At 49.0% G+C, this 22,622-nt stretch carries 21 protein-coding genes and 3 pseudogenes; 17 read left to right on the forward strand and 7 right to left on the reverse strand.

What is annotated here, in order from left to right; translation table 11 throughout:
• Positions 1-600: 600 nt before the first annotated feature.
• On the reverse strand, positions 601-1,542 hold the full coding sequence (locus PVOR_RS12620; protein ID WP_006209587.1) for an aldo/keto reductase: 942 nt from the start codon (positions 1,540-1,542) through the stop codon (positions 601-603).
• Positions 1,543-1,578: 36 nt separating this feature from the next.
• Positions 1,579-2,581, reverse strand: a pseudogene (locus tag PVOR_RS12625) (Gfo/Idh/MocA family protein).
• 122 nt (positions 2,582-2,703) lie between these two features.
• Between PVOR_RS12625 and PVOR_RS12630 the strand changes: the two are divergent.
• Together PVOR_RS12630 and PVOR_RS12635 are read left to right on the forward strand one after the other, a co-directional pair.
• Positions 2,704-3,543: an AraC family transcriptional regulator gene (locus PVOR_RS12630; RefSeq protein ID WP_006209589.1), complete on the forward strand. Its 840-nt coding sequence runs from the start codon at positions 2,704-2,706 to the stop codon at positions 3,541-3,543.
• Between the two features lie 172 nt (positions 3,544-3,715).
• Positions 3,716-4,306, forward strand: a complete 591-nt coding sequence (locus PVOR_RS12635; RefSeq protein WP_006209590.1) for a hypothetical protein — start codon at positions 3,716-3,718, stop codon at positions 4,304-4,306.
• Positions 4,307-4,375: 69 nt separating this feature from the next.
• On the opposite strand, the gene PVOR_RS31680 is transcribed toward PVOR_RS12635, so the two are convergent.
• The 3 genes from PVOR_RS31680 to PVOR_RS12645 form a co-directional block, all read right to left on the reverse strand.
• Positions 4,376-4,525 carry a hypothetical protein gene (locus PVOR_RS31680; protein WP_006209591.1) on the reverse strand — a complete coding sequence of 50 codons (150 nt, stop codon included), beginning with the start codon at positions 4,523-4,525 and terminating at the stop codon, positions 4,376-4,378.
• 19 nt (positions 4,526-4,544) lie between these two features.
• Complete coding sequence (locus tag PVOR_RS12640; protein ID WP_006209592.1) at positions 4,545-5,189, reverse strand: hypothetical protein; 645 nt, start codon at positions 5,187-5,189, stop codon at positions 4,545-4,547.
• Positions 5,190-5,392: 203 nt separating this feature from the next.
• Complete coding sequence (locus PVOR_RS12645) at positions 5,393-6,004, reverse strand: DUF1796 family putative cysteine peptidase (RefSeq protein WP_006209593.1); 612 nt, start codon at positions 6,002-6,004, stop codon at positions 5,393-5,395.
• Positions 6,005-6,720: 716 nt separating this feature from the next.
• On the opposite strand from PVOR_RS12645, the gene PVOR_RS12650 reads away from it, so the two are divergent.
• Positions 6,721-8,106 carry an MATE family efflux transporter gene (locus PVOR_RS12650; protein WP_006209595.1) on the forward strand — a complete coding sequence of 462 codons (1,386 nt, stop codon included), beginning with the start codon at positions 6,721-6,723 and terminating at the stop codon, positions 8,104-8,106.
• Between the two features lie 85 nt (positions 8,107-8,191).
• On the opposite strand, the pseudogene PVOR_RS12655 reads toward PVOR_RS12650, so the two are convergent.
• A pseudogene (locus PVOR_RS12655) lies at positions 8,192-9,846 on the reverse strand (FAD-dependent oxidoreductase).
• A 261-nt stretch (positions 9,847-10,107) separates the two neighbouring features.
• Between PVOR_RS12655 and PVOR_RS12660 the strand changes: the two are divergent.
• The 10 genes from PVOR_RS12660 to PVOR_RS12705 all read left to right on the forward strand — a co-directional run bounded on the left by PVOR_RS12660 (position 10,108) and on the right by PVOR_RS12705 (position 17,632).
• The gene (locus PVOR_RS12660) at positions 10,108-10,368 is read left to right on the forward strand and encodes a metal-sensitive transcriptional regulator (protein ID WP_006209596.1); all 261 of its coding nucleotides are present in this window, start codon (positions 10,108-10,110) and stop codon (positions 10,366-10,368) included.
• 130 nt (positions 10,369-10,498) lie between these two features.
• Positions 10,499-10,726, forward strand: coding sequence for a sulfurtransferase TusA family protein (locus PVOR_RS12665; protein WP_006209597.1), 228 nt, complete (start codon positions 10,499-10,501; stop codon positions 10,724-10,726).
• A gap of 87 nt (positions 10,727-10,813) precedes the next feature.
• On the forward strand, positions 10,814-11,299 hold the full coding sequence (locus tag PVOR_RS12670) for a DsrE/DsrF/DrsH-like family protein (protein WP_006209599.1): 486 nt from the start codon (positions 10,814-10,816) through the stop codon (positions 11,297-11,299).
• 44 nt (positions 11,300-11,343) lie between these two features.
• Entirely contained in the window at positions 11,344-11,703 is a 360-nt protein-coding gene (locus PVOR_RS12675; protein WP_006209600.1) for a rhodanese-like domain-containing protein, read from the forward strand.
• Positions 11,704-11,734: 31 nt separating this feature from the next.
• Positions 11,735-12,031, forward strand: a complete 297-nt coding sequence (locus PVOR_RS12680) for a rhodanese-like domain-containing protein (protein ID WP_006209601.1) — start codon at positions 11,735-11,737, stop codon at positions 12,029-12,031.
• A 104-nt stretch (positions 12,032-12,135) separates the two neighbouring features.
• A complete protein-coding gene (locus PVOR_RS12685) occupies positions 12,136-12,711 on the forward strand; it encodes a sulfurtransferase TusA family protein (protein ID WP_006209602.1) in 576 nt (191 codons plus the stop codon).
• Between the two features lie 112 nt (positions 12,712-12,823).
• Positions 12,824-13,951, forward strand: coding sequence for an MBL fold metallo-hydrolase (locus tag PVOR_RS12690; protein ID WP_006209603.1), 1,128 nt, complete (start codon positions 12,824-12,826; stop codon positions 13,949-13,951).
• A 160-nt stretch (positions 13,952-14,111) separates the two neighbouring features.
• The gene (locus PVOR_RS12695; RefSeq protein ID WP_006209604.1) at positions 14,112-14,894 is read left to right on the forward strand and encodes a sulfite exporter TauE/SafE family protein; all 783 of its coding nucleotides are present in this window, start codon (positions 14,112-14,114) and stop codon (positions 14,892-14,894) included.
• Between the two features lie 124 nt (positions 14,895-15,018).
• Positions 15,019-16,944 carry a terpene cyclase/mutase family protein gene (locus PVOR_RS12700; protein WP_006209605.1) on the forward strand — a complete coding sequence of 642 codons (1,926 nt, stop codon included), beginning with the start codon at positions 15,019-15,021 and terminating at the stop codon, positions 16,942-16,944.
• Between the two features lie 85 nt (positions 16,945-17,029).
• Positions 17,030-17,632, forward strand: a complete 603-nt coding sequence (locus tag PVOR_RS12705) for a class I SAM-dependent methyltransferase (protein ID WP_006209606.1) — start codon at positions 17,030-17,032, stop codon at positions 17,630-17,632.
• A 23-nt stretch (positions 17,633-17,655) separates the two neighbouring features.
• Here the strand turns inward: PVOR_RS12705 and PVOR_RS12710 are convergent, their stop codons facing one another.
• Entirely contained in the window at positions 17,656-18,447 is a 792-nt protein-coding gene (locus tag PVOR_RS12710; protein ID WP_234972847.1) for a helix-turn-helix domain-containing protein, read from the reverse strand.
• A gap of 266 nt (positions 18,448-18,713) precedes the next feature.
• On the opposite strand from PVOR_RS12710, the gene PVOR_RS12715 reads away from it, so the two are divergent.
• From PVOR_RS12715 to PVOR_RS12725, 4 genes and pseudogenes are all read left to right on the forward strand, one after another.
• The gene (locus tag PVOR_RS12715; RefSeq protein WP_006209608.1) at positions 18,714-20,186 is read left to right on the forward strand and encodes a sulfatase family protein; all 1,473 of its coding nucleotides are present in this window, start codon (positions 18,714-18,716) and stop codon (positions 20,184-20,186) included.
• Positions 20,187-20,259: 73 nt separating this feature from the next.
• Entirely contained in the window at positions 20,260-20,412 is a 153-nt protein-coding gene (locus tag PVOR_RS30620) for a hypothetical protein (protein ID WP_006209609.1), read from the forward strand.
• Between the two features lie 128 nt (positions 20,413-20,540).
• A pseudogene (locus PVOR_RS12720) lies at positions 20,541-21,354 on the forward strand (formylglycine-generating enzyme family protein).
• 325 nt (positions 21,355-21,679) lie between these two features.
• On the forward strand, positions 21,680-22,465 hold the full coding sequence (locus PVOR_RS12725) for a DeoR/GlpR family DNA-binding transcription regulator (protein ID WP_040680549.1): 786 nt from the start codon (positions 21,680-21,682) through the stop codon (positions 22,463-22,465).
• The last annotated feature ends 157 nt before the right edge of the window (positions 22,466-22,622 follow it).

Genomic DNA, 22,622 nt, shown 5'->3' on the forward strand with positions numbered 1-22,622 from the left:
AACAGTAGAGCAACAGAGTAGGCAGTAGAGTACAAGGTAAACCGTAGAGCAACGGGGGAGCAGTAGGGCAACAAGGAGAGCAGGTAGAGTAACAGTATAGGCAGTAGAGTACAAGGTAAGCCGTAGAGCAACGGGGGAGCAGTAACGCAACAGAGTAGGCAGTAGAATATCTTACGGACCTCATGGCCGTTATATGCTAATATCGTGCTCTATTCCAAATCTAACGGACCAGAGATACGCTATACAACCATAATCCGCCTTGAATCCCCATTTTTACTGTTTATTAGGACTCTGGTGTCCGTTAGTTTTATAAAAGGGGCGGATATTTTCGAATAACGTCTGCTTAGTCCGTTAGAAATTTTGGTTCTGGTTCGAAGCATACGTTGGACAAATGACTGTGGGCATTATAACGCTTAAGCAGTGGTATCGATTTAAGTGAGTGGTTATAGGTGAAATGATCCGGATGCAGAAAAACTCCAACCTTTGGATAGGGGTTGGAGTTTTGGTTTGGATATATGGAATTACTCTTCATGATCTTCAACTGCAAGGGTAACGTTGTTAGTATTTGGACGGTAAATTTGGACCCAACATTGTGTGTGATCAGGACATCTGATCCGTTGTAAGATCCAACCAGTCCAATTCTTCTTTTGTCAGCTGAATAAGAGATCCTTCATCACAGGATTTTAATTCATCTGCTGACTGCGCACCGATTAGCGCACAGGTTGGGAATGGCTGGTTCAACACGTATGCCAAAGCGATCTGTATGGCTGTCACATTTTTGGATGCTGCCAGTTGTTTGGCCCGCTCTAACCGCTTCCAGTTCTCATCGCTGTAGAATACCCGCACAAGGTCAGCATTGTCTCGAATCTCCGGCGTGAATCGGCCGGTGAAGAATCCTCTGGCTTGAGAAGACCAGGAGAGGAGTGGGAATTGCTCGGACTCATGCCAAGCGCAGGTTTCGGCGTCCGCCGAGACACAGCCTTTCCAGAACGGTTCATTCGGCTTGGCCAGACTTAGATTGGGACTGCTGAAGGAGAATCCGACCAGTCCATTTGCGGCGGCATAGTCATTTGCATCACGGATACGCTCCCATGTCCAGTTGGATACCCCGATGGCCCCCACACTGCCATTCGCAATGTATTCATTCAACGCTTCAATCACTTCGCCTGCTGGAACAGAGGGGTCATCACGGTGCAGCGCGTACAGATCGATGTAATCCGTTTGGAGTCTCTCAAAGCTTATGGTGATATCGTGTTTAATATCTTTTTTGCTGACACGCGGTCCGTTCTGATCGTGATGGGCGCCCTTGGTCAAAATGACAAGCTGATCACGATTTCCTCTTTCCTGCATATAACGGCCGATGACTTCTTCGCTTTGACCTCCGCAATAGATATGCGCGGTGTCAACGGAATTGCCGCCTATAGCGAGATAGGCGTCCAGATTAGCAGCGGCTTTCTCATACGAATCATGATAGAAGTAGTCCGTTCCTTTCATCAGTGCAGAGACCGGTTTGTCTAATCCCTTGATTGATATATATTTCATATTCATATCCTCCTTGGGGGTGTAATTACAGCACAATTACAGCACTATTCTCTTTCGCTCATGGGCGGATTGCAGGCAAGCGTCGATGACTTTCATGTTGTGGATGGCATCTTCCGTCGGGAAACGGAGGGGCTTGTTGTTTAATATGGCTTCGGCCATATGGTCACCCTGCTCACTGTATGCGTTTGCATGAGGAACCTCGATTTCTTTGCGACCGTCTCCGGTCGTTAAGAAGAAGTTAGCACCGTTCTCGGGCAGGCTGTAGGCGAAGGGGACTTCAATCAGGCCTTCCGTGCCCACGACTTCAAGCGGGTTCCGATATGCTGCCCACATCCCACAGTCAAACGTAAGAGAAACATCACCTTCGAATTCAATTAATCCGGTAAGCCAATCAGTATCAACACTGATCATGTTCCGGCGAGAAAAAAGGCTTGGACCGGTGACGGCTTTCGGGTTCACTATCCAGTAGAATACGCGCGGCGTTGATCGGATAACAACCGACATCATAGATGGAACCGCCGCCCCAGTCCTTGCGAAACCGGACGTTCCCATGATTGGCTGAACTGTTAAACGTGAACGCACTGCGGATACCCCGAACCTCTCCGATGGCTCCTGAAGTGATAAGCTCTTTGATCATGTCATACCTCGGGTGGTAACGGTACATAAAGGCTTCAGCTAGAAGCACGCCTGCTTTAGCCGCCGCCTCGGCCATTTCTGCTGCCTCAGCTTCAGTCAAGGCGAGCGGTTTCTCGCATAGAATGTGTTTGCCGGCTTCCGCTGCGCGGATGCTCCATTCTTTATGCAGATGATTCGGGAGCGGTATATAGATTGCATCTATGGAAGAATCCGCTAGCAAGGATTCATAACTGCCGTATGCAGTCGGGATATTTAATTCCTCTGCCGCCTGTGTGGCTTTATCCTGATCTCGGCTAGCAATGGCAGCGACTTCATTCAGACGGGATTGCTGTAATCCGGGAATGACCGAACGTTTGGCAATGCTGGCACATCCCAGTATTCCCCAACGAAGTTTCTGGCTCATGTTCATCAGCTCCTATACGACTTATTAAGATTATATTGCGATTATAAAAGACAGGAATTAAAATTGATATAATATTATTTTGTAGTGCGATATAACAATATTGTCATTCAAGGAGCGTTGCGATGAAACGACAAAGCCACCTGCTGACCCTCCCGTTTATGCCGTTCTTCTGCCTGCCGGAATCGGTTGGAATATACCGGGATGAACCGGATCATACCGTAATCCGGGCCGCCGGGTCTTTAAACAATTTTAACATCCATTATGTTGCTTCCGGCAAAGGATGTATTGAAATCGATAATGTGGTTCATACGTTGGGTCCCGGAGAAGCCGTGCTGTATTTTCCTATGCAGGCTCAGCGTTATTACAGCAGCGAGGACGACCCTTGGGATGTGCGGTGGTTCCATTTTTATGGAAGCGGTTTGCAGAATTATTTTATCGAGCGTGGATTTCATAAGAATCAATTATGGAGCATTCGTCAGCCGTCTGCGTTTGAGGAAGCACATGAAGCTCTATTAACCGAGGCAGAGACCCATCGTATGCTCAAACCTGCACAATTGTCCACGTTGACTTATTCCCTGCTCGCCGTATTCGTAGAGCAGGCTTCCGCGTTATCGGACGACAATAAATCAAACAGCTCGGCGAACCGAATTCTGGAGCTCCTGCCGATCATGCAGCAGGAGGCTGCGCAGCCGTTTATTCTGGAAGAGTGGGCGGCCAGGCTTGGCGTAACGACCTACTATTTTTGCAAATTGTTTCGCAACGTGATGGAGATGACCCCGATGGATTTTGTAACACGATGCCGCCTTCAGATGGCAAAGCAGTGGCTGCTCGATCACAAGGAAAAAACGATCGGACAAATTGCAGTGGAAGCGGGTTATCCGAGTGTCAGCTATTTTAACAAGCGATTTATGGAGCATGAAGGCATGACACCATCTTCCTATCGTCGCTTATATGGGGTATAGTTATCTATATTACGTTGTCGGGTCAGGGATAGAACTCGACTTAGGTCCAGGTCCTAATCACACCTATGGTCGGTTATGAAAATGGCTTGCCTCTACTACAATGAAGTTAACGAAGGATTTGACGAAATCCGGATCCAAGTGAAATATGTAAATGTATGTGGGGGAAAGCCAAATGACCGATAGCAAAAATATATACGTTCTGCTGACTGATACAGGTACGATGTTTACCAAATTGATTAAACGAATTACTGCCGCACCATATAACCATGCTTCGCTGGCATTGGATGAGAATCTGAATGAAGTATTCAGTTTTGGCCGGAAATGTGCCAACAATCCCTGGAGCGGTGGATTTGTGGAGGAGGATGTCTATGAAGGAACATTCCGACACTTCCCCGGCACGCGCTGTGCTCTCCTTCGTCTCCAGGTGGCTAGTCAGCAATATGAGGCAGCAAGAAGCGTGATTCAGCATTACAAGGATGAAGAGGATGCTTACGGCTACAATCTCATCGGAATGATCGGTGTTCTGATGAGACTCGATATCACACGGGAACGCTCCTACTTCTGTTCGCAGTTTGTAGCCGAGGCGATGAAGCAGAGCAGAATCCACTTGTGGGACCGTCCTTCTTCAGCGGTAACGCCGCATGATTTTTTCCAGCATCCGGCGTTCGAAATCGTATATGAAGGGATGTTATATGATTATCCGCTGCTCGATCAGTCGAGACTGGCCGGGGTCCATTACCCATTGCAGGCCACAGCACGTTAACTATATCAAGGCACCCATACAATCCAGTGAAACTTCTGCCTGCTGCAGAGGTTTTTTTGTATCTCGGGCTCATTTTAATTGTGCATTAGCGCGTGTGATGATGGTCTCGATTTTCTGTTCATATTGGTAGATGCTTTTCTTCTTCGTCAGAATCTGACCGGAGAGGGTTAATAAACGGGACAGGGTGTCGCTGGTTCTGGCAGATTCTTTGGCCTTCACAGCTGCTTTGAAGTTTTTCCTACTCGGTTTCCATCAGTTTGTTTGGAGTGGATATAGCACTCTTGTCTCCTTTGATTTTGCTTTTGTACGGATCCATCTCGGATAGGATCGAGCGGATCTTAGCGGCTTTGGACGTTCTCTCTTTCTTGGCGGCGGTAAGCGCAACTTGTTTGTTTCGAATATCCTGACGTCCCAGGCCAACCAGAATTTTCATTCCGTCGGCTTGTGATTGCAGCAGCTTGGACAGCGATTTATCTTTAAGTTTCCTGGCTGCGGCGATTTGCTTGTTCAGGGCGGTATATCCATTAAACAATGGTTGGTATTTAGTCTTGGCTGCCTGGAGCTGTTCCTCCAGTTTATGGATATGGTCCTTGTCGATATCATTGATTTGCTTGCGTGTTTCCGAAGTTCTGGCTTCATTAGCATATCGAAGAGCGGAGATTCGATCGTCCCAATCCATCGTCTGCTTGCGTTCTGATTTAAAATCATCGTACTGCTTGATGAGTCTGGAACCGATGGTTCCCGGAGCACGTTCAGCTGTGGCTTTAAATTGAGCGTTTACCGAATCGGTGAACTCAATCGTTGACGCATCTGCGAAATGAATGGGGGCAGCAGCAAACAACAGAATCATAACAAGGCATGAAAACAGCATTCTTCTAAACATAAACATCGCTCCTTAATTCAAAGATGATCTCCAGCGCAGCAAGTAAATGACGCAGAGATAGCAGGATCCGCGACAAAAAAAAAGCACCCATAAGAAAGGCGCGGTTAGACGCCAGACTTACGGGTGCTTCCTTCGTAAGAGATTCCAATTCTTTTTTTTGTAAATATACGGGAAAAATATGAATTTGTCAAACGTTTATTCCCCTACTTAAGTGAAAACCTTCCAAGTACAGCCTTCCAGGCATCAAAATCCCCCTCCCAAGTGGCCCCTTTCGGTATTTGAATAATGAGAACCTGGTCAGAGAACGATGGGAGCTGCACGATGTGCGGAGCATTGACAAGCATGACAAATAACAGGGTTACGTTTGGGTTTGAGTATGTTTCACGAATAGCTTGATCAATCGTTTCAGCATCTTTTTTATGCGGGATGATCCGCACGAGGAGTGTGTTTTGAGTAGAATTCAAACAGCTGTTAAACCGTTCGATCCTTCTGTCCAGGCGTTCGCGAAAGGCAGGGTAATCAAACAGCGGGCGCTCCTCCGGATCGTTCTTGAAATCATGAAAGGACAAGCAGGAAGAGTGTTTGTCCCGTACATAGTAACAATTCACGGATTTGCCGTAGATGTCCAGATTATCCCGCAGCATGAATTCGCTGAATTGATTTCTAATGACTTTGCAAAATTCACTGGTCGAGGCGAAGTTGAACCAATCCCAGGGCCCTGTCATCTTGCGCAGCTTGTTTCTTCTAAGCTGAACAGCGACTTGACAGTTGTATCCGAGACTGAAAATGGCATCAAACGAAAGATGGGTTGTCATGCTACCAGACCTCCTTAAATCTATCATATGTATTTTGATAGAGATGGTAAGGGGCAACGACCACGGGAAGACGTGGAGTACAGCAACAACTACAAATATTATGTCTAAAAAACTGTACATTGAGGAAAATTTACCTGAAAAACAAGCCGCGAATGTGAACTGCTCCCCAATTGTTAGACACACTCTAACAGTTGAAGGTTCAGTTCAGTGGCGCACAGCTCGTTTTTCATATAATTCATATTTTTCCGAGAATGACAACGACTGTTGAAGAAATAAGAATCTGCTTAATGTAGATTCAAGCTAATTCTTGAATGAACCTGCTGCCATATTATTTCTCTCCGGTTATTAACTTCGCTTCCGCAAATACCGCACCAAAGATACCACCTCCTCTACGCACTAACGGAGGGTGCACCCTCTTCTGCTGCGTTATATAGGATTTCAACCCGCAGGCTCTTGGGAAGCTCCGTATATCAGCGGTTTACGGTCTTTTGCTGTGGCGCACATCCGTTGACAGGACTCGGGTCTGGTGATATCCTCCAATCAAAGACGGGGTTTATCCGGGATCAAATGAATTCATCCGTATCTGTCCCCTTGGCGAGGGAGTGAGCTCTCCCATGAGGAACAGTTGCGGCGGCATTTTCTATATACCGTTAGCCTGAAGCTCTTCGTATGAAGAGTTTTTTCTTTATATTACAGCGAAAAGAATGTGATGACAGATGCTGGTTCGATTACGAACCCAAATGAACGGCTTGCTTCAAAGAAATTTATCCGGGGAGTCGATGGATTACCGACAGATCTTGGCTCTGTTCTTCCCGATTCTGATCGATCAGGCGTTTATTATTGGCTTGAATTTGGTCAATACGGCCATGATCAGCTCATCGGGGGTAGCGGCTGTCAGCGCCGTGAACATGGTGGATTCCCTGAATATATTCCTGATCAATGTGTTTGTGGCGGTGGCCACCGGGGGAACCGTCGTGGTGGCGCAGTATAAGGGAAGCGGCAATGCCCTGATGGTATCAAGGGCTTCCGCGGCTACGGTAACTTCGGTTGCGATGATTGCGTTAGGGATTGCTCTGTTGATTATTGGGCTTCACCAGCCTGTTCTGAATCTGCTATTTGGCTCAGCCTCACCTGAAGTGCTTGAGAGTGCGCGAATTTATCTGATCGGAAGCAGCACCTCCTTCATCGGGATTGCAGTGGTGCAGGCGGTTTGCGGTGCACTGCGGGGGATCGGCAAGACCCGGGCGTCGCTTGCGTTGTCGTTAATCATGAACCTGCTCTACGTTCTGCTTAACATCGTATTCATCACGCTCCTGAATATGGGCGTTATGGGGATGACGCTGGCCGTGAACATCGCCCGCTTTGCCGGTGCAGCCTGCGCACTGTACTACCTGTTCAGAGTAGACGCAACGCTCCATATCCGCCTGCGCGACCTGTTTCATTTTCCAATATCCATGCTGCGCAAGATTATGTTTATCGGGCTCCCGTTCGCTGCGGAGCAGATGTTTTTTAACGGGGGGAAATTGTTAACCCAAGTATTTATCGTTAGCCTGGGTACTTACGCAATCGCAACGAACGCCATCGGTTCTTCGCTTGCTGCGGTATTCCAAATTCCAGCGAGTGCATTGTCCTTAACGATCGTAACCGTGGTAGGTCAGTGCATCGGTCGTGGAAATATTGCGGATGCCCGCAAATTCATCAGATCCTTTTTATGGCTGGGCGCATTTTCGCTCGCCCTTATGGGACTGATTCTCATGCCCCTGTACAGGCCGCTGGTGGGATTGTTCAACCCGCCTCCGGAGATTGTGAACGATCTGTTTGTCGTTCTGCTGATTAATACGCTGGTACAGGTGCCGTTATGGTCGGTTAGTTTTATACTGCCATCGGCGCTTCGGGCAGCGGGCGACTCCAAATTCACTTCGATTACGTCGATGCTGACCATGTGGTTGTTCCGGGTCATTCTCGGATATATTATGGGGATTGTCCTAGGCTATGGCATTCTCGGTGTGTGGCTCGCGATGAACTGCGAATGGGGTGTGCGGGGAGCTATTTTCCTATGGCGATTCCGTGGAAAGAAATGGTATGCGCATAAGTTAATTTAGGTGATTCTATATGCTTGTTAAGGAAAAAGCCCCAAAACCGGGGCTTTTTACATATTCTTTCATAGCCGGACCAAGGCGGGCCCGGTTAGGATGACTTATAAACCGAAGCGTACGTTTTCCAGCCGCCGTCCAGGTTTTTTACACGGAAGCCATGCTCAGTCAGTATGCGTGCTGCCAAATAGCCGCGCAGCCCTACCTGGCAGGTTACATACAAGGTTTCGTTCTGCGGCAGATCTTTCAAACGGCTGCGCAGGTCGTTCAGCGGGATGTTGATGGAGCCTTCAATATAACCTGCTTCCCGCTCGCTGGGTTCACGCAAGTCAATTAAGGTGGCGCCGCTTGAGACCAAGTCGTTCATTTCAAACCATTGTACGGTTTCAACCAACCCATCCAGTATGTTGGATGCAACATATCCGGCGTAATTGATGGGGTCCTTGGCAGAAGAATAGGGGGGAGCGTACGCAAGCTCCACCTCCGTCAGATCCCACACGTTGAGGGTGCCCTTGATCGCTGTAGCAATCACATCGATTCGTTTATCCACCCCATCTGTCCCAACCGCCTGTGCGCCGTAGATTTGTCCGCTTTCCGAATGGAACAGCAGCTTCAACGAGATTGGATACGCCCCGGGGTAATATCCGGCATGAGACAAAGGATGAATGTGGATGGCCTGATAAGGGATATTCATCTGCTTGAGTTCGTTTCTCATTGGAACCCGTAGCCGCTACCGTCAGTTCAAAGACTTTGGCAATCGAGGAGCCAAGGGTGCCCTTACTAACTGCTGCTTTTCCCATAGATACGGTCTGCGACAAGGCGTCCCTGCTTGTTGGCAGGTCCTGCGAGAGGAATGATGGCAGGGCTTTGGTGAATGTAATCATTCACCTCAATGGCATCACCGATGGCATAGATATGGGGATCGGACGTTTGCATATGGGCATTCACACGAATGCCGCCGCGTTCATTGACTTGCAGACCTGCTTCAACAGCCAGCACATTCTCGGGACGAACGCCAATAGACAGGAGTGTCATATCGGTGGACACAAGCAGGCCGCTGGAAAGCTCGATCCGGCTCCCTCCATCGTGAAAGGCTCGAACACCATCTTCCAGAATTAAACGGACCCCTTGTTCCATCAGATGTGAATGTACGATGGAGGCCATCTCGTAGTCTAGAGGAGCCATGACCTGGTTAGCCATTTCAATGAGTGTTACCTGAATACCATGTTCGGCCAGGTTCTCAGCCATCTCAAGGCCTATAAATCCCCCCCCAACGACAACGGCCTCCTTCGGCTTTTCTTTCTCTATATATTGTTTGATCCGGTCGGTATCCGGGATATTGCGCAGTGTGAATACGTTGCGGGATTCCGACAGGCCGGGGATATCCGGCACGATGGGCTTCGCCCCAGGCGAGAGAATCAGATAATCGTAACTTTCGGTATAGATATCCCCGGTTCTAAGGTTCTTAATGGTAACCTGCTTCTCTTGCCGCTGAATGGACGTAACCTCGCTTAAATTCCGTATATCCAATTGATACCGGCTGCTGAGACCAGGTACGGTTTGAACCAACAGCTTACTGCGTTCCTGAATCGTTTCTCCTATATAATATGGCAGCCCACAGTTGGCAAACGAAATATATTCTCCCCGTTCCACTAAAATAATACTCGAACTCTCGTCCAGTCTCCGCAGCCTGGCAGCTGCCGAAGCTCCTCCGGCTACACCGCCGACAATGATGATTTTGTTGCCCATAGTATATTCCTCCCTATATTGGTGGATATTATGAATGGTTTTTTATATACCCTACGGGGTATCATAACATAGAGCAGACATGAAATGTGTGACAAAAATCAAAAAGGGGATAAGTTCAATGGATTCCAAATGAAACTTCATCATGAAGATGGAGATATCCCTACACTTGACACTATACCCTTATGGGTATATATTTGATGTCATGTAAAACGATAAGAATTATAGGGTAATTAAATTCGTATACAGACAGGAGGATTTGAGATGAATTACAATGATCAGATGAAAAATCGGATGAAGCGCATTGAGGGTCAGCTGCGGGGCATTCTGAAGATGATGGAGGAGGACAAGGACTGCAAGGATGTGATTACCCAGCTATCGGCAGCGCGGACGGCGATTGATCGTACGATTGGCGTCGTAGTCAGCTCAAACCTTGTGGAATGTGTACAGAAAGCCGAAGAAAGCGGACAAGATACAGAAAAGCTTGTGGTTGAAGCGGTGAACCTGCTCGTACGAAGCAGATAACCGCCGTTGTTTTTTGTTGGAGCAGCAGGTTGGACCCGATCGCAGGGTTGACACACCGTCCATAACCGTGTAATATACCCCTATGGGTATTTAAATAGATCTTTTTCATTACGTGTAAGGAGGAATCATGATGAACGTGGATAAAGTATTGGATGCCACAGGTTTGGCATGTCCCATGCCGATCGTGAAAACGAAGCAGGAGATGAAGGGAATGGAAGCAGGCCAGGTGCTGGAGATTCATACAACGGATCCAGGCGCAAAGAGCGATTTGACGGCATGGGCCAAGTCGACTGGCAACGAATTGCTGGAACTTCAAGAGGACGGCGATGTGTTGAAATTTTGGATTAAGAAGGGATAATTTTTTTTGTAGTTTTGTATATACCCATAGGGGTATGGGGAAATGCAGTGGAATCTAACATTATGAATTACAAGGGGAGATCACGAGGTGACAGAAGCCAAAAAGACAACGATTGTTCTATTCAGCGGTGATTACGACAAGGCGATGGCTGCTTACATTATTGCGAATGGTGCCGCCGCCTACGATCATGAGGTCACGATATTTCACACCTTCTGGGGGTTGAACGCTCTTCGCAAGGATGAGGAGGTTTTACTGCCCAAGAAAAAGAGATTTATGGAGAAAATGTTCGGAAAAATGATGCCGCGCGGGGCAGATAACATGGGACTCTCCAGAATGAATTTTGCGGGGATGGGTCCGAAAATGATTAAAGACGTTATCAAGAAGCACAATGCTGTTCCGCTGCCGCAGTTGATTGAACTGGCTAAGGAGCAAGACGTGAAGCTGGTTGCATGCACGATGACGATGGATCTTCTTGGTTTGCAAAAAGAGGAGCTGTTTGAGGATATTGAATATGCGGGTGTAGCCGGTTATCTGGGTGATGCCCAGGATGGCAACGTAAACTTGTTCATTTAATGAGCGATGGGCGATTGTACCTCAATATCAAGGGGGAATTCATGATGAATATGTTAAATATCGTGTTCATTGCACTTATTATTTTATTTATCCTATGGAGAATTCTTCCCACGAAGGGAGTCAGGCAGATTACGGCTGCCCAGCTCAAGGATGAACTGGCGGATCGGAACAAACAATTCATCGACGTCCGTTCACCGCGTGAATTCAAGGCAAATCATATTCGAGGCTTTCGCAATATTCCGCTGGATCAGCTTCGGTTAAACAGTGACTCACTTTTGAAGGATCAGGAAGTGGTATTGATCTGTCAGAGCGGCATGAGAAGCAGTAAGGCGGGTACATTGTTGAAGAAATCGGGTTTTGAGAAGGTAACGAATGTCAAAGGCGGTATGAGTACGTGGTCCTGAATATTAATATGAAGAGGGAGTGTATACAGGTATGAGAGAGATTTCTCCTAAAGAAGTAGAGAAGAAGCTGGAAGAGGGAACAATCCTGCATATTATCGATGTGCGAGAGACGGAAGAAGTCGCAGAAGGAAAAATTCTAGGCGCAGTCAACATTCCACTTGGTTTGGTTGAATTTCGTAAGCAGGATTTGGATCAGTCGAAGGAGTACATTGTGGTATGCCGATCCGGCGGTCGCAGTGGCAGGGCGACGGAATACTTGGAGGGTCAGGGCTATCAAGTCATCAATATGACGGGCGGCATGCTCGCATGGGAAGGCAAGACCGAGTAGGCTGGTTTTCGGTATAACCGTAACAGGTGTGTTTGACGCACCTTTTTTTTGGAATGAAATATACCCTGGGTGGTATAAAAAATAGAATGGAGGCTCGAAACGATATGGCCGGAATTGATTCCAATGTAAAGCTTGACGCGAAGGGGCTGGCTTGCCCGATGCCCATCGTTCGTACGAAAAAAGTGATGAAGGAACTTGAAGGTGGCCAAGTGCTGGAGGTTGAGGCGACTGACAAAGGGTCCAAGGCCGACCTGAAAGCGTGGGCGGAAAGCTCGGGACACCATTATCTTGGAACGATTGAAGAGGGTGACGTGCTGAAGCATTACCTGCGCAAGTCTTCAGGGGAGGAGTCGGCGGAACGATCCTACCCGCATGTGGCTACTAATGCGCAATTGGAAGAGAAGCTGCAATCCGGCGCATCGGTCGTGATTCTCGATGTGAGGGAAACGGCGGAATTTGCCTTCAAGCATATTCCGAATGCAGTGTCCATTCCGCTTGGCGAGCTGGATCAGCGATTGAATGAACTGAATCGGCAGGACTTCATTTACGTTATCTGCCGCACGGGAACCCGCAGTGATATGGCGGCACAAAAGCTTGCCGCAAGCGGATTTACAAGTGTACTAAACGTAGTGCCGGGAATGAGCGGCTGGAGCGGAGCAACGAAGGGCTTGGACGAATAAGCTGATGGATCACAGGGTGCTGGGTGCCTATGCAAGACTGACGGTTTGATAGGGCGTAGGATATGCAGGTTGATGGCGCGAGGCATTATAAATCTACGGGAGGAATTTCAACATGACAGTACGAGAAATGCAAGCACAAGAACTTGCCATGAAGGCAATTCATAAAGAAAGTCAGTTCATTCTGGATGTTCGCAATCCTTCGGATTTTGAAGAGTGGAAGATTGAAGGTGAACAATTGAAGCATCTGAATATACCCTACTTTGATCTGATCGACGGGGTAGAGGATATTCTGGATCAGATTCCGTCAGATCAAGAGGTGCTCGTGGTATGCGCCAAGGAAGGCTCCTCGGTAATGGTGGCTGAGATGCTGGCCGAGCATGGCCGGAATGTGGCTTACCTGAAAGGCGGCATGAAAGCGTGGAGTGAACATCTGGTTCCGCTGAAGGTTGGAAACCTCGCAGACGGCGGTGAGCTCTATCAGTTTGTTCGGATAGGAAAAGGGTGTTTGTCTTATATGGCGGTATCGAACGGTGAGGCTGCTTTGTTTGATCCGACCCGTATGACCGAGGTTTATCTTGAATTCGCTCGAAGCATCAATGCTGAAATCAGGCATGTGCTGGATACTCATCTGCATGCCGACCATATTTCCGGGGGACGAATGATGGCAGAGCAAACGGGTGCAGCATACTGGCTTCCTCCGAAAGACGCTGCTGAGGTCGTGTTTGAGTACAAACCGCTGCAGGATGGAGAAAAGGTAAGAATGGGCAGCACCACCATCAGCATCGAAGCGCTCTATTCTCCGGGTCACACCATCGGTTCCACTTCGTTTGTCATCGATGATCAGTACCTGCTGACAGGCGATATTCTGTTTATCGATTCCATTGGTCGCCCGGACTTGGCCGGCTTGGCAGAGGACTGGGTTGGCGATTTGCGAGAAACCCTTTATGCCCGTTACGCCGAATTATCGGATGATCTGACCGTGCTGCCATCCCACTTTATGATCATGGACGAGCTGAACGAGGATGGGACGGTTGCGAAGAAACTGGGCGATTTGTACCGGGATAACCACGGCCTGAATATGTCCGATGAAGCAGAATTTCGAACAATGGTAACGAAGAATTTGCCTCCGCAGCCGAACAGCTATCAAGAAATTCGTCAAACAAACATGGGGAAAATGCTGCCGGACACCGACAAGCAGCGTGAGATGGAGATCGGGCCTAACCGCTGTGCGGTACGCTGATCTGGATGGATCGCCATTCTTTTGAACGACTCCATATTCAGAGTGATGAGGGATGATTACTTCATGACTCGATCAAGTAAACTTGATGAATGAACACAGATTGATGGGGAAAGGGAACCGGCACAGGTTCCCTTTTCCTAAGATATAAGGGGGCATCATGATGGAACTGAGCGCAATCTTCATCACGACCATATTTTTCATTGGATTCATTGGCTCGTTTATTTCAGGCATGGTCGGTATCGGCGGCTCGATTATCAAATATCCGATGCTGCTGTACATTCCGCCGTTGTTCGGGCTAGCGGCATTTACGGCGCATGAAGTGTCCGGAATCAGTGCTGTACAGGTGTTTTTTGCAACCATCGGCGGGGTGTGGGCATACCGCAAAGGCGGTTATTTAAACAAAACGCTCATTATCTATATGGGCTCAGCCATATTGCTGGGCAGCTTCCTCGGCGGTTTCGGCTCCAACATGATGAGTGAAGACGGCATCAATCTCATCTATGGAATCCTGGCACTCATTGCCGCCGTGATGATGTTCATTCCGAACAAAGGAGTGGACGATATATCGCTTGATCAGGTTACGTTCAACAAGTGGCTCGCCGCTGTGCTCGCGCTTATCGTCGGAATTGGAGCCGGGATCGTCGGAGCAGCCGGAGCTTTCCTTCTCGTACCGATTATGCTGGTTGTGCTGAAAATTCCAACCCGGATGACCATCGCCACTTCTCTCGCAATCACATTCATCTCTTCGATCGGCTCGGCAATAGGCAAGTTGACAACAGGACAGGTGGATTATGTTCCTGCACTCATCATGGTGATTGCCAGCCTGATTGCTTCTCCTTTGGGCGCTTCGGCAGGCAAGAAGATGAATACCAAGGTACTGCAGATCATTCTAGCCGTGTTAATCCTGGCGACGGCCATCAAAATTTGGCTGGACATTTTATGATAGGCAGACCCTGGTCTCTATGGAGATTCATGATCGTTTCTGACGTTCCTTAAGCGGCACATCATTTCCTTATTCCTGCACTCATATAATGTTCATCATGAGGCTACGATGGAGGTACGAGAACATGAATGATGTACAGAGCGCGGTAGAAGAGGAAATAAGCAAGCTGATTGATTTTTTCATACAGCGGCAGCATCAAGACGGGTCCTGGCATTTTTGCTTTGAGAACGGGATTACGCTGGATGCCTATGTCATAATCCTCTTTCGAATATTGGAGATTCAGAATGAAGAGCTTATCAGAGAATTGCATGATCGCATCCTTGCAGAGCAGCAGCCGGAAGGCTGTTGGCGCTGGTATCACGACGAAGAAGGAGGCAGCTTATCGGCTACTATTGATGCCTATTATGGGCTGCTCTACTCCGGATTCAGCAAATGGTCCGACGAACACATGGAACATACCAGACGATACATTCAATCGCAAGGCGGGCTGGGTAAATCCAAGAGCGTTTTGACAAAAGCGATCCTGGCTGCAACGGGCCAGCGAAAGTGGCCGGCGTCCATATCGCTCATACCGCTGGAGATCATTCTGTTTCCTGCCTATCTGCCCATCAATCTATATGAATTCTCAGGGTACTCCCGCATTCATCTCATTCCCATGCTCATTATGGCGGATCGGAATTTCTCCATATCTACGGAGACGGCTCCCGATTTGTCCGATCTGAACGATTCCCGCGATGATGACGATGATTCGTTACCCCAGGAAAATCGGGAGATTGGGGAAAGCATACGTATGGGCCTCAGCAGACTTCTCGGAACTCCTCGTTTCATCCATGAAGCCGCCTCAACCAAGGGCGAGAAGTTCATGCTGGATCGGATCGAATCGGACGGCACCCTCTATAGTTATGCGAGCAGCACCATTCTTATGGTATTTGCCCTGCTTGCACTGGGCTATGATAAACGGCATCCCATACTCATGAATGCGGTTCAAGGGCTGACCGCGCTGCAGTACCGCGTGGACGGCAAGGTCACGATTCAGAATTCGCCCTCGACGATTTGGGACACGGCTTTGATTTCGTATGCGCTGCAGGAGTCCGGCGTCGACGGGGATCAACAGACGACACAGCGGGCAGCAGCCTATCTCTTATCCAGACAACAGGATAAAACGGCGGATTGGAGCATTCATAACCGGGATACGGTTCCCGGCGGATGGGGCTTCTCCGAGACCAATACCTTGAATCCTGATGTGGATGACACGACTGCGGCTTTAAGAGCTATCCACTCGTTGTCGCATACCACGCCCATTTATCAGCATTCAACCAATCGGGGACTGAACTGGGTGTTATCGATGCAAAATAAAGATGGCGGATGGCCCGCCTTCGAAAAAAACACCGATAAGGAAATGCTGACGTGGCTGGCGATAGACGGTGCGAAATCCGCCGCCATTGACCCCTCCGGGGCCGACCTTACCGGACGCACGCTTGAATATCTCGGAAACTTTTTCGGATTCGGCATGAAGCATGATTTTATCAAACGAGGAACCGAATGGCTTATCACTCATCAGGAAAAAAACGGCTCATGGTATGGAAGATGGGGGATCTGTTACATTTACGGCACCTGGGCAGCATTGACAGGTTTAGAGGCTGCCGGTCTGCCGGCGGACCATTCGGTGATTCAAAGAGGAGCCGCATGGCTCCTTGAGATTCAAAATCCGGACGGGGGCTGGGGTGAATCCTGCACCAGCGACCAGGTGATGCAATACATGCCTCTAGGCCAAAGCACGGCATCCCAAACCGCGTGGGCACTCGATGCACTCATAGCGGTTCAGTCAGAGCCGTCCACTGGCGTTAACAGAGGGATAAACAGACTCATCGAATTGCTTCATGAAGACGACTGGACGGCCTCCTATCCGATGGGTGCCGGGCTTCCGGGCAGCTTCTATACTCACTATCACAGCTATCGGTACATATGGCCGCTCTTGACTTTAAGCCATTACAAGAAGAAATACGGGGTCATGAGGGGGCTCGCTGCAACCCTGCCTCAGCCATGGTAATATGGTATTAGACTCGATTGGTACAGGGCTGGTACAGATTCAGGCTCGAGGATAAAGTGAACTTACAAAAAAGAGGTGTGAAACGATGAATCCATGGAATGAACGGTTTCAGGGGGAAGATTACATATTTGGAACAGAAGCGAATGTATTCATTGCCGACATGCATAAGAAACTAGCACTCTCAGGTGATGCACTCGCTATTGCCGAGGGAGAAGGGCGAAATGCGGTTTATTTGGCTCGTGAAGGCATGAAGGTAACCGTATGGGATTACGCGGAATCGGGCCTGGATAAAGCCAAACGGTTGGCCGCGGCAAACGGCGTGAGCATTCACACTGAGCTCGTGGATCTGCAGGAAGCACAATGGACGAAGGATCTGTGGGATGAAATCATTTGTGTGTTCGGGCATTTTCCGAAGGAACTGAGAACGAAGACTCTGGCCGGTGTGAGGGAAGCAGTGAAGCCGGGAGGCTACTTCCTCACCGAGGTTTATTCTGTTCATCAAATTCCTTATCGAAGCGGGGGACCGCAAGATCAACAGTTTTTATACACGCCAGCGGATATTCTCGAGCCCTTTGCAGACTGGCGGATCGTGCATTTTTTTATGGGAGAGGTCGTTCGCCAGGAAGGGCAGGGACATCAAGGTCTGTCCCATGTCATTCAGTTCGCGGGACAGAAGCCGCTTAAGTGAATGAAAGCCAGGGATTTCTAGAATCAGGTGAATAGCTTGGAAATATCGGGCCGTTCACCTTGCAGTACATAGTCGGAGGGCGAAAGGCCGGTGTATTTTTTGAAAATGCGGTAAAAGTAGGACGTATCATAATAACCCAGATACTGCGCGATGTGAGCGATTGTCATGTCCGAATGAAGCAGGAGGCTGCAGGCTTCCAGCACGCGCAGCTGATGCATATACCGAATGGGAGAATGACCGTGCACCTCCTTGAAGAGGGCAGTAGCATAGTTGGGAGAGCGATGGATTAACTTTGCCAACGACTCGATTTCGATAGGGTCGCGATAATGCTCCAGCAGATAAGATTTGATGGTATCCGCGTATTTGCGTTTGCTTGGTGCCAGCTCCGTCTTCTCGAGTTCACGGGCCAGCATGCCGATCAGCTCCTGCATAATGCCCAGGCAGATCATGGTACGGTAGCTTTTATCTCCCCGCATTTCTTCGTACAAACGCTCGCAGCGATGATACGCATATTGAATATGGGACAGGTTGAATTTTAGGCATTTCCCTTCATCCAGGAATGGGATGCCCGTAGGTTCATGACGATCCATTGTAAAGAGGATGGTATGTTTCTGATGAGGTATGCCGTTCCAGTTCGTTCCGCTGCGTCTTGTCGATTGCGGGATAAAGAGTACGTCGTCTTTCTCTGCAATCATCTCTTCCCCATTCAGTTCGTACCTTACTTTGCCTTCTCTCACAACTACAAGAACGTTATATTCAATCGTCTCAAGCTGTGTCCGCCAGTTCGGAATGCAGTCATCAAAATTCACACTCATCAACTTGATCAATGGTCAGCACCTCACAGTGATTTTATACCTATAGCCTAGCATAGCCAGGCTCCCCAAGAGTAGTGAAATCATTGCTTTAATCGGACGATTGTTGAAAAAAGAAATAGAAATGTACAAGTAATGAATGAAATGTACATCGACGCTGCATGGAATCGTGGCCTATAATTTCAGTCAACTGCAAGAATATTTGTAAACGCTGACATGATCTGAAGAGAGTATATGCGAATTTAGATGAGGAAGGAAACGATGCGGATATGAGAGTATTATTGCTGGATTTGGATTCTACCAGACCGGACCATCTGGGCTGCTACGGGTATCATCGGAATACATCGCCGAACATTGACCGGATAGCGGCAGAAGGTGTTCGCTTCGACAATTATTATACCTCGGATGCGCCTTGTTTCCCTTCAAGAACGGCATTAATGACAGGGAGGTTCGGTATTCATAACGGTGTGGTCGGTCATGGAGGAACGGCTGCTGACGTAAGGCATGAAGGCATTACCCGGGATTTCCGCGACAAGCTGGCATCCGAGAGTTTCCCGGCTATTTTCCGACGTGCGGGCATGAAGACGGCGTTGATCAGTCCGTTCGGGGAACGGCATTCGGCCTGGACCTTCTATGCGGGCTTTAATGAAATGTATAACACCGGCAAGGGCGGTTTGGAATCGGCGGAAGAAGTTTCCCCCGTTGTGCTGGATTGGCTGGAACGGAATGCGGATGAGGAGAACTGGATGCTGTACGTGAATTTTTGGGATCCGCATACACCGTATCGGGCACCCGAGTCGCTGGGAAATCCCTTCGAGCACGAACCTCTCCCTGACTGGATTACCGCAGATGTGCTGCAGGAGCATCAGAAGAAGGTGGGCCCGCACGGTGTGAACGAAATTAACATGTACAATAGCGAGGTATCCCCCGATTATCCGCGCCATCCTGGTGAGATCAGGTCGATGGAGGATTTACGTACGATGGTGGATGGTTATGATTGCGGCATTCGGCATATGGACGAGCATATCGGCGCTATTTTTGAATTGTTAATCCACAAAGGCGTGTGGGATGATCTGATCATCATCATTACCGCGGATCATGGCGAGAATATGGGTGAGCTTGGAATTTATGGCGAGCATGGGACAGCAGATCAGGGAACCTGCCGCATTCCGATGATTATCCGGGGGCCTGGCATGATGAAGGGGGTAACGGATAACGAGCTGCACTATCATCTGGATCTGCTGCCTACGATGGCGGAATATATGAACGTTTCACCCGTGCAAAGCTGGGATGGCATCAGTTATGCAGAGAGTTTGCGAAGCGGGAAAGGGAGCGGCCGTGACTATCTGGTGGTATCTCAGTGTGCCCATGTCTGTCAGCGCAGTGTGCGATTCGGGGATTGGCTGTACATCCGAACGTATCATGACGGCTATCATCTGTTTGACAAAGAGATGCTGTTCCATATCCACGAGGATGTGCATGAACAGCACAATCTGGCGTCTGAAAGGCCGGACCTTTGCAGGGAGGCTGTATACCTGCTCAATGAATGGCATGATCTTATGATGGCAACGATGCCTTTTGACGTGGACCCGCTGTGGACGGTGATGAAGGAGGGTGGCCCTTACCATACCAAAGGTCATCTCCCTCGATACATCGAGCGTTTGAGAAACACGGGCCGCGGAGAAGCGGTGCCGGAGCTGTATACGCCGCCAGTCCGCGAGGAGTTGGTCTTAGGGGATTAGAGAAAGGTTAGAACAGCGGGGCAGCCACGACAGAGTGGAGGTCCCGTTGTTTGCATGAAGAGGAGGCAGAGGTATGCAAGAACATCATGCTTGCTGTGCAGGTTCCAGGGAAAAGGTACAGCTTGTGGAAAGCAATGGGAAGGATCGACTTGATGGTAACCTGGGTGCAGCCATGGAGGCGGGATGGAAAATCGAACGTGGCCAAGGATTCGTGCTGGGAGCGTAGTTAAGGAGCAGGATGGAAATCTGAGCGTAGCCAATGATTGTGATGGAACTCCGAGCAGAGCCAAGATGCATGATCCATATGCTGCACCCCATGCCAACATGGTTCACATCCCAGAGGGGAAGTTTATGATGGGGACCGATACGAAGGAAGGGTTCCCACGAGACGGAGAAGGTCCTGCTCGGGGAGTAAGTGTATCTGGTTTTGAGATATCGCCATTTACCGTTACGAATGCGGAATTTCAACGTTTTGTAGAAACAACGGGTTATGTGACGGATGCGGAGAAATATGGATGGTCCTATGTGTTTGAGCTGCTGGCATCGGAAGAAACAAAGGCAAGCGTCGTCCAGGTCCCGCAGGGAGTGCCATGGTGGCTGGTCGTTGAAGGAGCCTACTGGGCAGCGCCGGAGGGTAAAGATTCGAGTATTGAAGGTCGGATGGATCATCCGGTTGTGCACGTTTCCTGGAATGACGCGGATGTTTATTGCCAATGGGCGGGCGTGCGGCTTCCGACAGAAGCCGAATGGGAGTATGCGGCACGTGGCGGTTTGGAGGGCAGGACTTATCCATGGGGCGATCTGTTGAAGCAGGACGGCGAACATCAATGCAACATATGGCAGGGCAAATTCCCGGTACAAAAATAACGCCAGCGACGGATACATCGGTACAGCGGCGGTAGATGCCTACAAACCCAATGGTTACGGACTGTATAACATGTCCGGCAACGTGTGGGAATGGTGTGCGGATTGGTTCAGTCCTGCCTATCATCAACAGACCTCTGCAGCCAACCCATTCTATGCGAAGCCAAGCGGCAGCAGATCGATGCGAGGCGGTTCGTATCTGTGTCATAAATCCTATTGCAACCGATATAGAGTAGCTGCGAGAAGCGGTAATACGCCCGACAGCTCAACGGGGAACTGCGGTTTCCGCGTTGTGAGAGGATAATGTGGAAGGCAGTTATCCAGGCATGTTTTCCACAATTTCATTATGAAAAAGTGTCCTGCCGTATTTTTCCTCAGGAATGCAGCCGCAGAACGCGCCGCACTCAGCTCTGCAAGACCCTGTTAAGGACTTGCAGCCGTAATCCTGCTTCTACGCTACCGCATTTATCCACTTTCCCAGGCAATTCATTTCATGAAAAACGAATATAAACGCATAAAACTGATAAAAACGGATTGCAAAACAGAATAAAAATGAATATAATCGAGGTGAAGATGGAAAAATAATGAACAATATGGAGGGTTAATGCATGATGCAAGATCAATCAGGAATGTTTGCCGAGGAACGTCGTCAGAAAATTCTTGCTTTGCTGCATCTAGAGAAACGGGTGATTGCCAAGGAATTGGCCGAACGATTTGAAATTTCAATTGATTCGATTCGCCGGGACCTGACGATTATGGAGGAGCAGGGCTTACTTCAGAAAACACACGGAGGAGCGATTCCTTCCATGAAAGTCAGGCAGCCGCCCCAACCCCCGGAACTACGGTATGGCGAAGGCACGCAGGAAGGGAACGCCATTGCCAAACTTGCCGTCTCCTATATACGCGAGAAAGATACGTTGTTTATCGGCAGCAGTTCACTGACCTACTTGCTGCTGAAGCATCTTCCCGAGCAGATGCCGCTGACGATTGTGACGAACTCCATGAAGGTTGCCGAAGCTTTACGCGAACGCGAATGGATAGATACGTATCTAATTGGGGGACGGGTTAAACCATCCGGCAATATGACGGATGTGCTTGCGAGCGAGTCTATTCGCCAATTCAAATTTGATATCGGTTTTATGACCGGCGGCGGCATTTCCGATGAGGGAATCTTCGTTGCGACACCTGAAGTAGCCGCTTTTGGACGTGCGGCTTCTGCCGTCTCCCGCCGCAGAATTGGAATGGCGACACATCATGTTATCGGTCAGGATGGTTTTGCTAAAGCTGGTGCTGTCGAAGATCTGGATGTGTTGATTACCGATGAGAAGGCAGACCAGGAAGTGGTGAAACGCATTCAGGAGACCGGTGTAAAGGTAGTGGTAGCTAAAACGGAAGAGAGCTCATCATTATGTTGAGCATGGAATCTGAGTAACTAAACGGCGCTTAAAAAAACGGTCCTCCACAAAGCCGACTCGCCCATGATAATGAAATCATGGAACCGGCTCCTATTTCAACACAACCTATTTTTAGGACGGCACTGAAGTTGTATAATACGGTTCGGAAGTGAACCAG

The sequence above is a fragment of the Paenibacillus vortex V453 genome, assembly GCF_000193415.1.
In the GTDB taxonomy this organism is placed as follows: domain Bacteria; phylum Bacillota; class Bacilli; order Paenibacillales; family Paenibacillaceae; genus Paenibacillus_AQ; species Paenibacillus_AQ glucanolyticus.

Bases quoted from the DNA above. Each gene is read 5' to 3' on its own strand.
- PVOR_RS12620 (WP_006209587.1), bottom strand. From the start codon at position 1,542: ATGAAATATATATCAATCAAGGGATTAGACAAACCGGTCTCTGCACTG.
- PVOR_RS12630 (WP_006209589.1), top strand. From the start codon at position 2,704: ATGAAACGACAAAGCCACCTGCTGACCCTCCCGTTTATGCCGTTCTTC.
- PVOR_RS12635 (WP_006209590.1), top strand. From the start codon at position 3,716: ATGACCGATAGCAAAAATATATACGTTCTGCTGACTGATACAGGTACG.
- PVOR_RS12640 (WP_006209592.1), bottom strand. From the start codon at position 5,189: ATGTTTAGAAGAATGCTGTTTTCATGCCTTGTTATGATTCTGTTGTTT.
- PVOR_RS12645 (WP_006209593.1), bottom strand. From the start codon at position 6,004: ATGACAACCCATCTTTCGTTTGATGCCATTTTCAGTCTCGGATACAAC.
- PVOR_RS12650 (WP_006209595.1), top strand. From the start codon at position 6,721: ATGCTGGTTCGATTACGAACCCAAATGAACGGCTTGCTTCAAAGAAAT.
- PVOR_RS12660 (WP_006209596.1), top strand. From the start codon at position 10,108: ATGAATTACAATGATCAGATGAAAAATCGGATGAAGCGCATTGAGGGT.
- PVOR_RS12665 (WP_006209597.1), top strand. From the start codon at position 10,499: ATGAACGTGGATAAAGTATTGGATGCCACAGGTTTGGCATGTCCCATG.
- PVOR_RS12675 (WP_006209600.1), top strand. From the start codon at position 11,344: ATGAATATGTTAAATATCGTGTTCATTGCACTTATTATTTTATTTATC.
- PVOR_RS12680 (WP_006209601.1), top strand. From the start codon at position 11,735: ATGAGAGAGATTTCTCCTAAAGAAGTAGAGAAGAAGCTGGAAGAGGGA.
- PVOR_RS12685 (WP_006209602.1), top strand. From the start codon at position 12,136: ATGGCCGGAATTGATTCCAATGTAAAGCTTGACGCGAAGGGGCTGGCT.
- PVOR_RS12690 (WP_006209603.1), top strand. From the start codon at position 12,824: ATGACAGTACGAGAAATGCAAGCACAAGAACTTGCCATGAAGGCAATT.
- PVOR_RS12695 (WP_006209604.1), top strand. From the start codon at position 14,112: ATGGAACTGAGCGCAATCTTCATCACGACCATATTTTTCATTGGATTC.
- PVOR_RS12700 (WP_006209605.1), top strand. From the start codon at position 15,019: ATGAATGATGTACAGAGCGCGGTAGAAGAGGAAATAAGCAAGCTGATT.
- PVOR_RS12705 (WP_006209606.1), top strand. From the start codon at position 17,030: ATGAATCCATGGAATGAACGGTTTCAGGGGGAAGATTACATATTTGGA.
- PVOR_RS12710 (WP_234972847.1), bottom strand. From the start codon at position 18,447: ATGAGTGTGAATTTTGATGACTGCATTCCGAACTGGCGGACACAGCTT.
- PVOR_RS12715 (WP_006209608.1), top strand. From the start codon at position 18,714: ATGAGAGTATTATTGCTGGATTTGGATTCTACCAGACCGGACCATCTG.
- PVOR_RS30620 (WP_006209609.1), top strand. From the start codon at position 20,260: ATGCAAGAACATCATGCTTGCTGTGCAGGTTCCAGGGAAAAGGTACAG.
- PVOR_RS12725 (WP_040680549.1), top strand. From the start codon at position 21,680: ATGTTTGCCGAGGAACGTCGTCAGAAAATTCTTGCTTTGCTGCATCTA.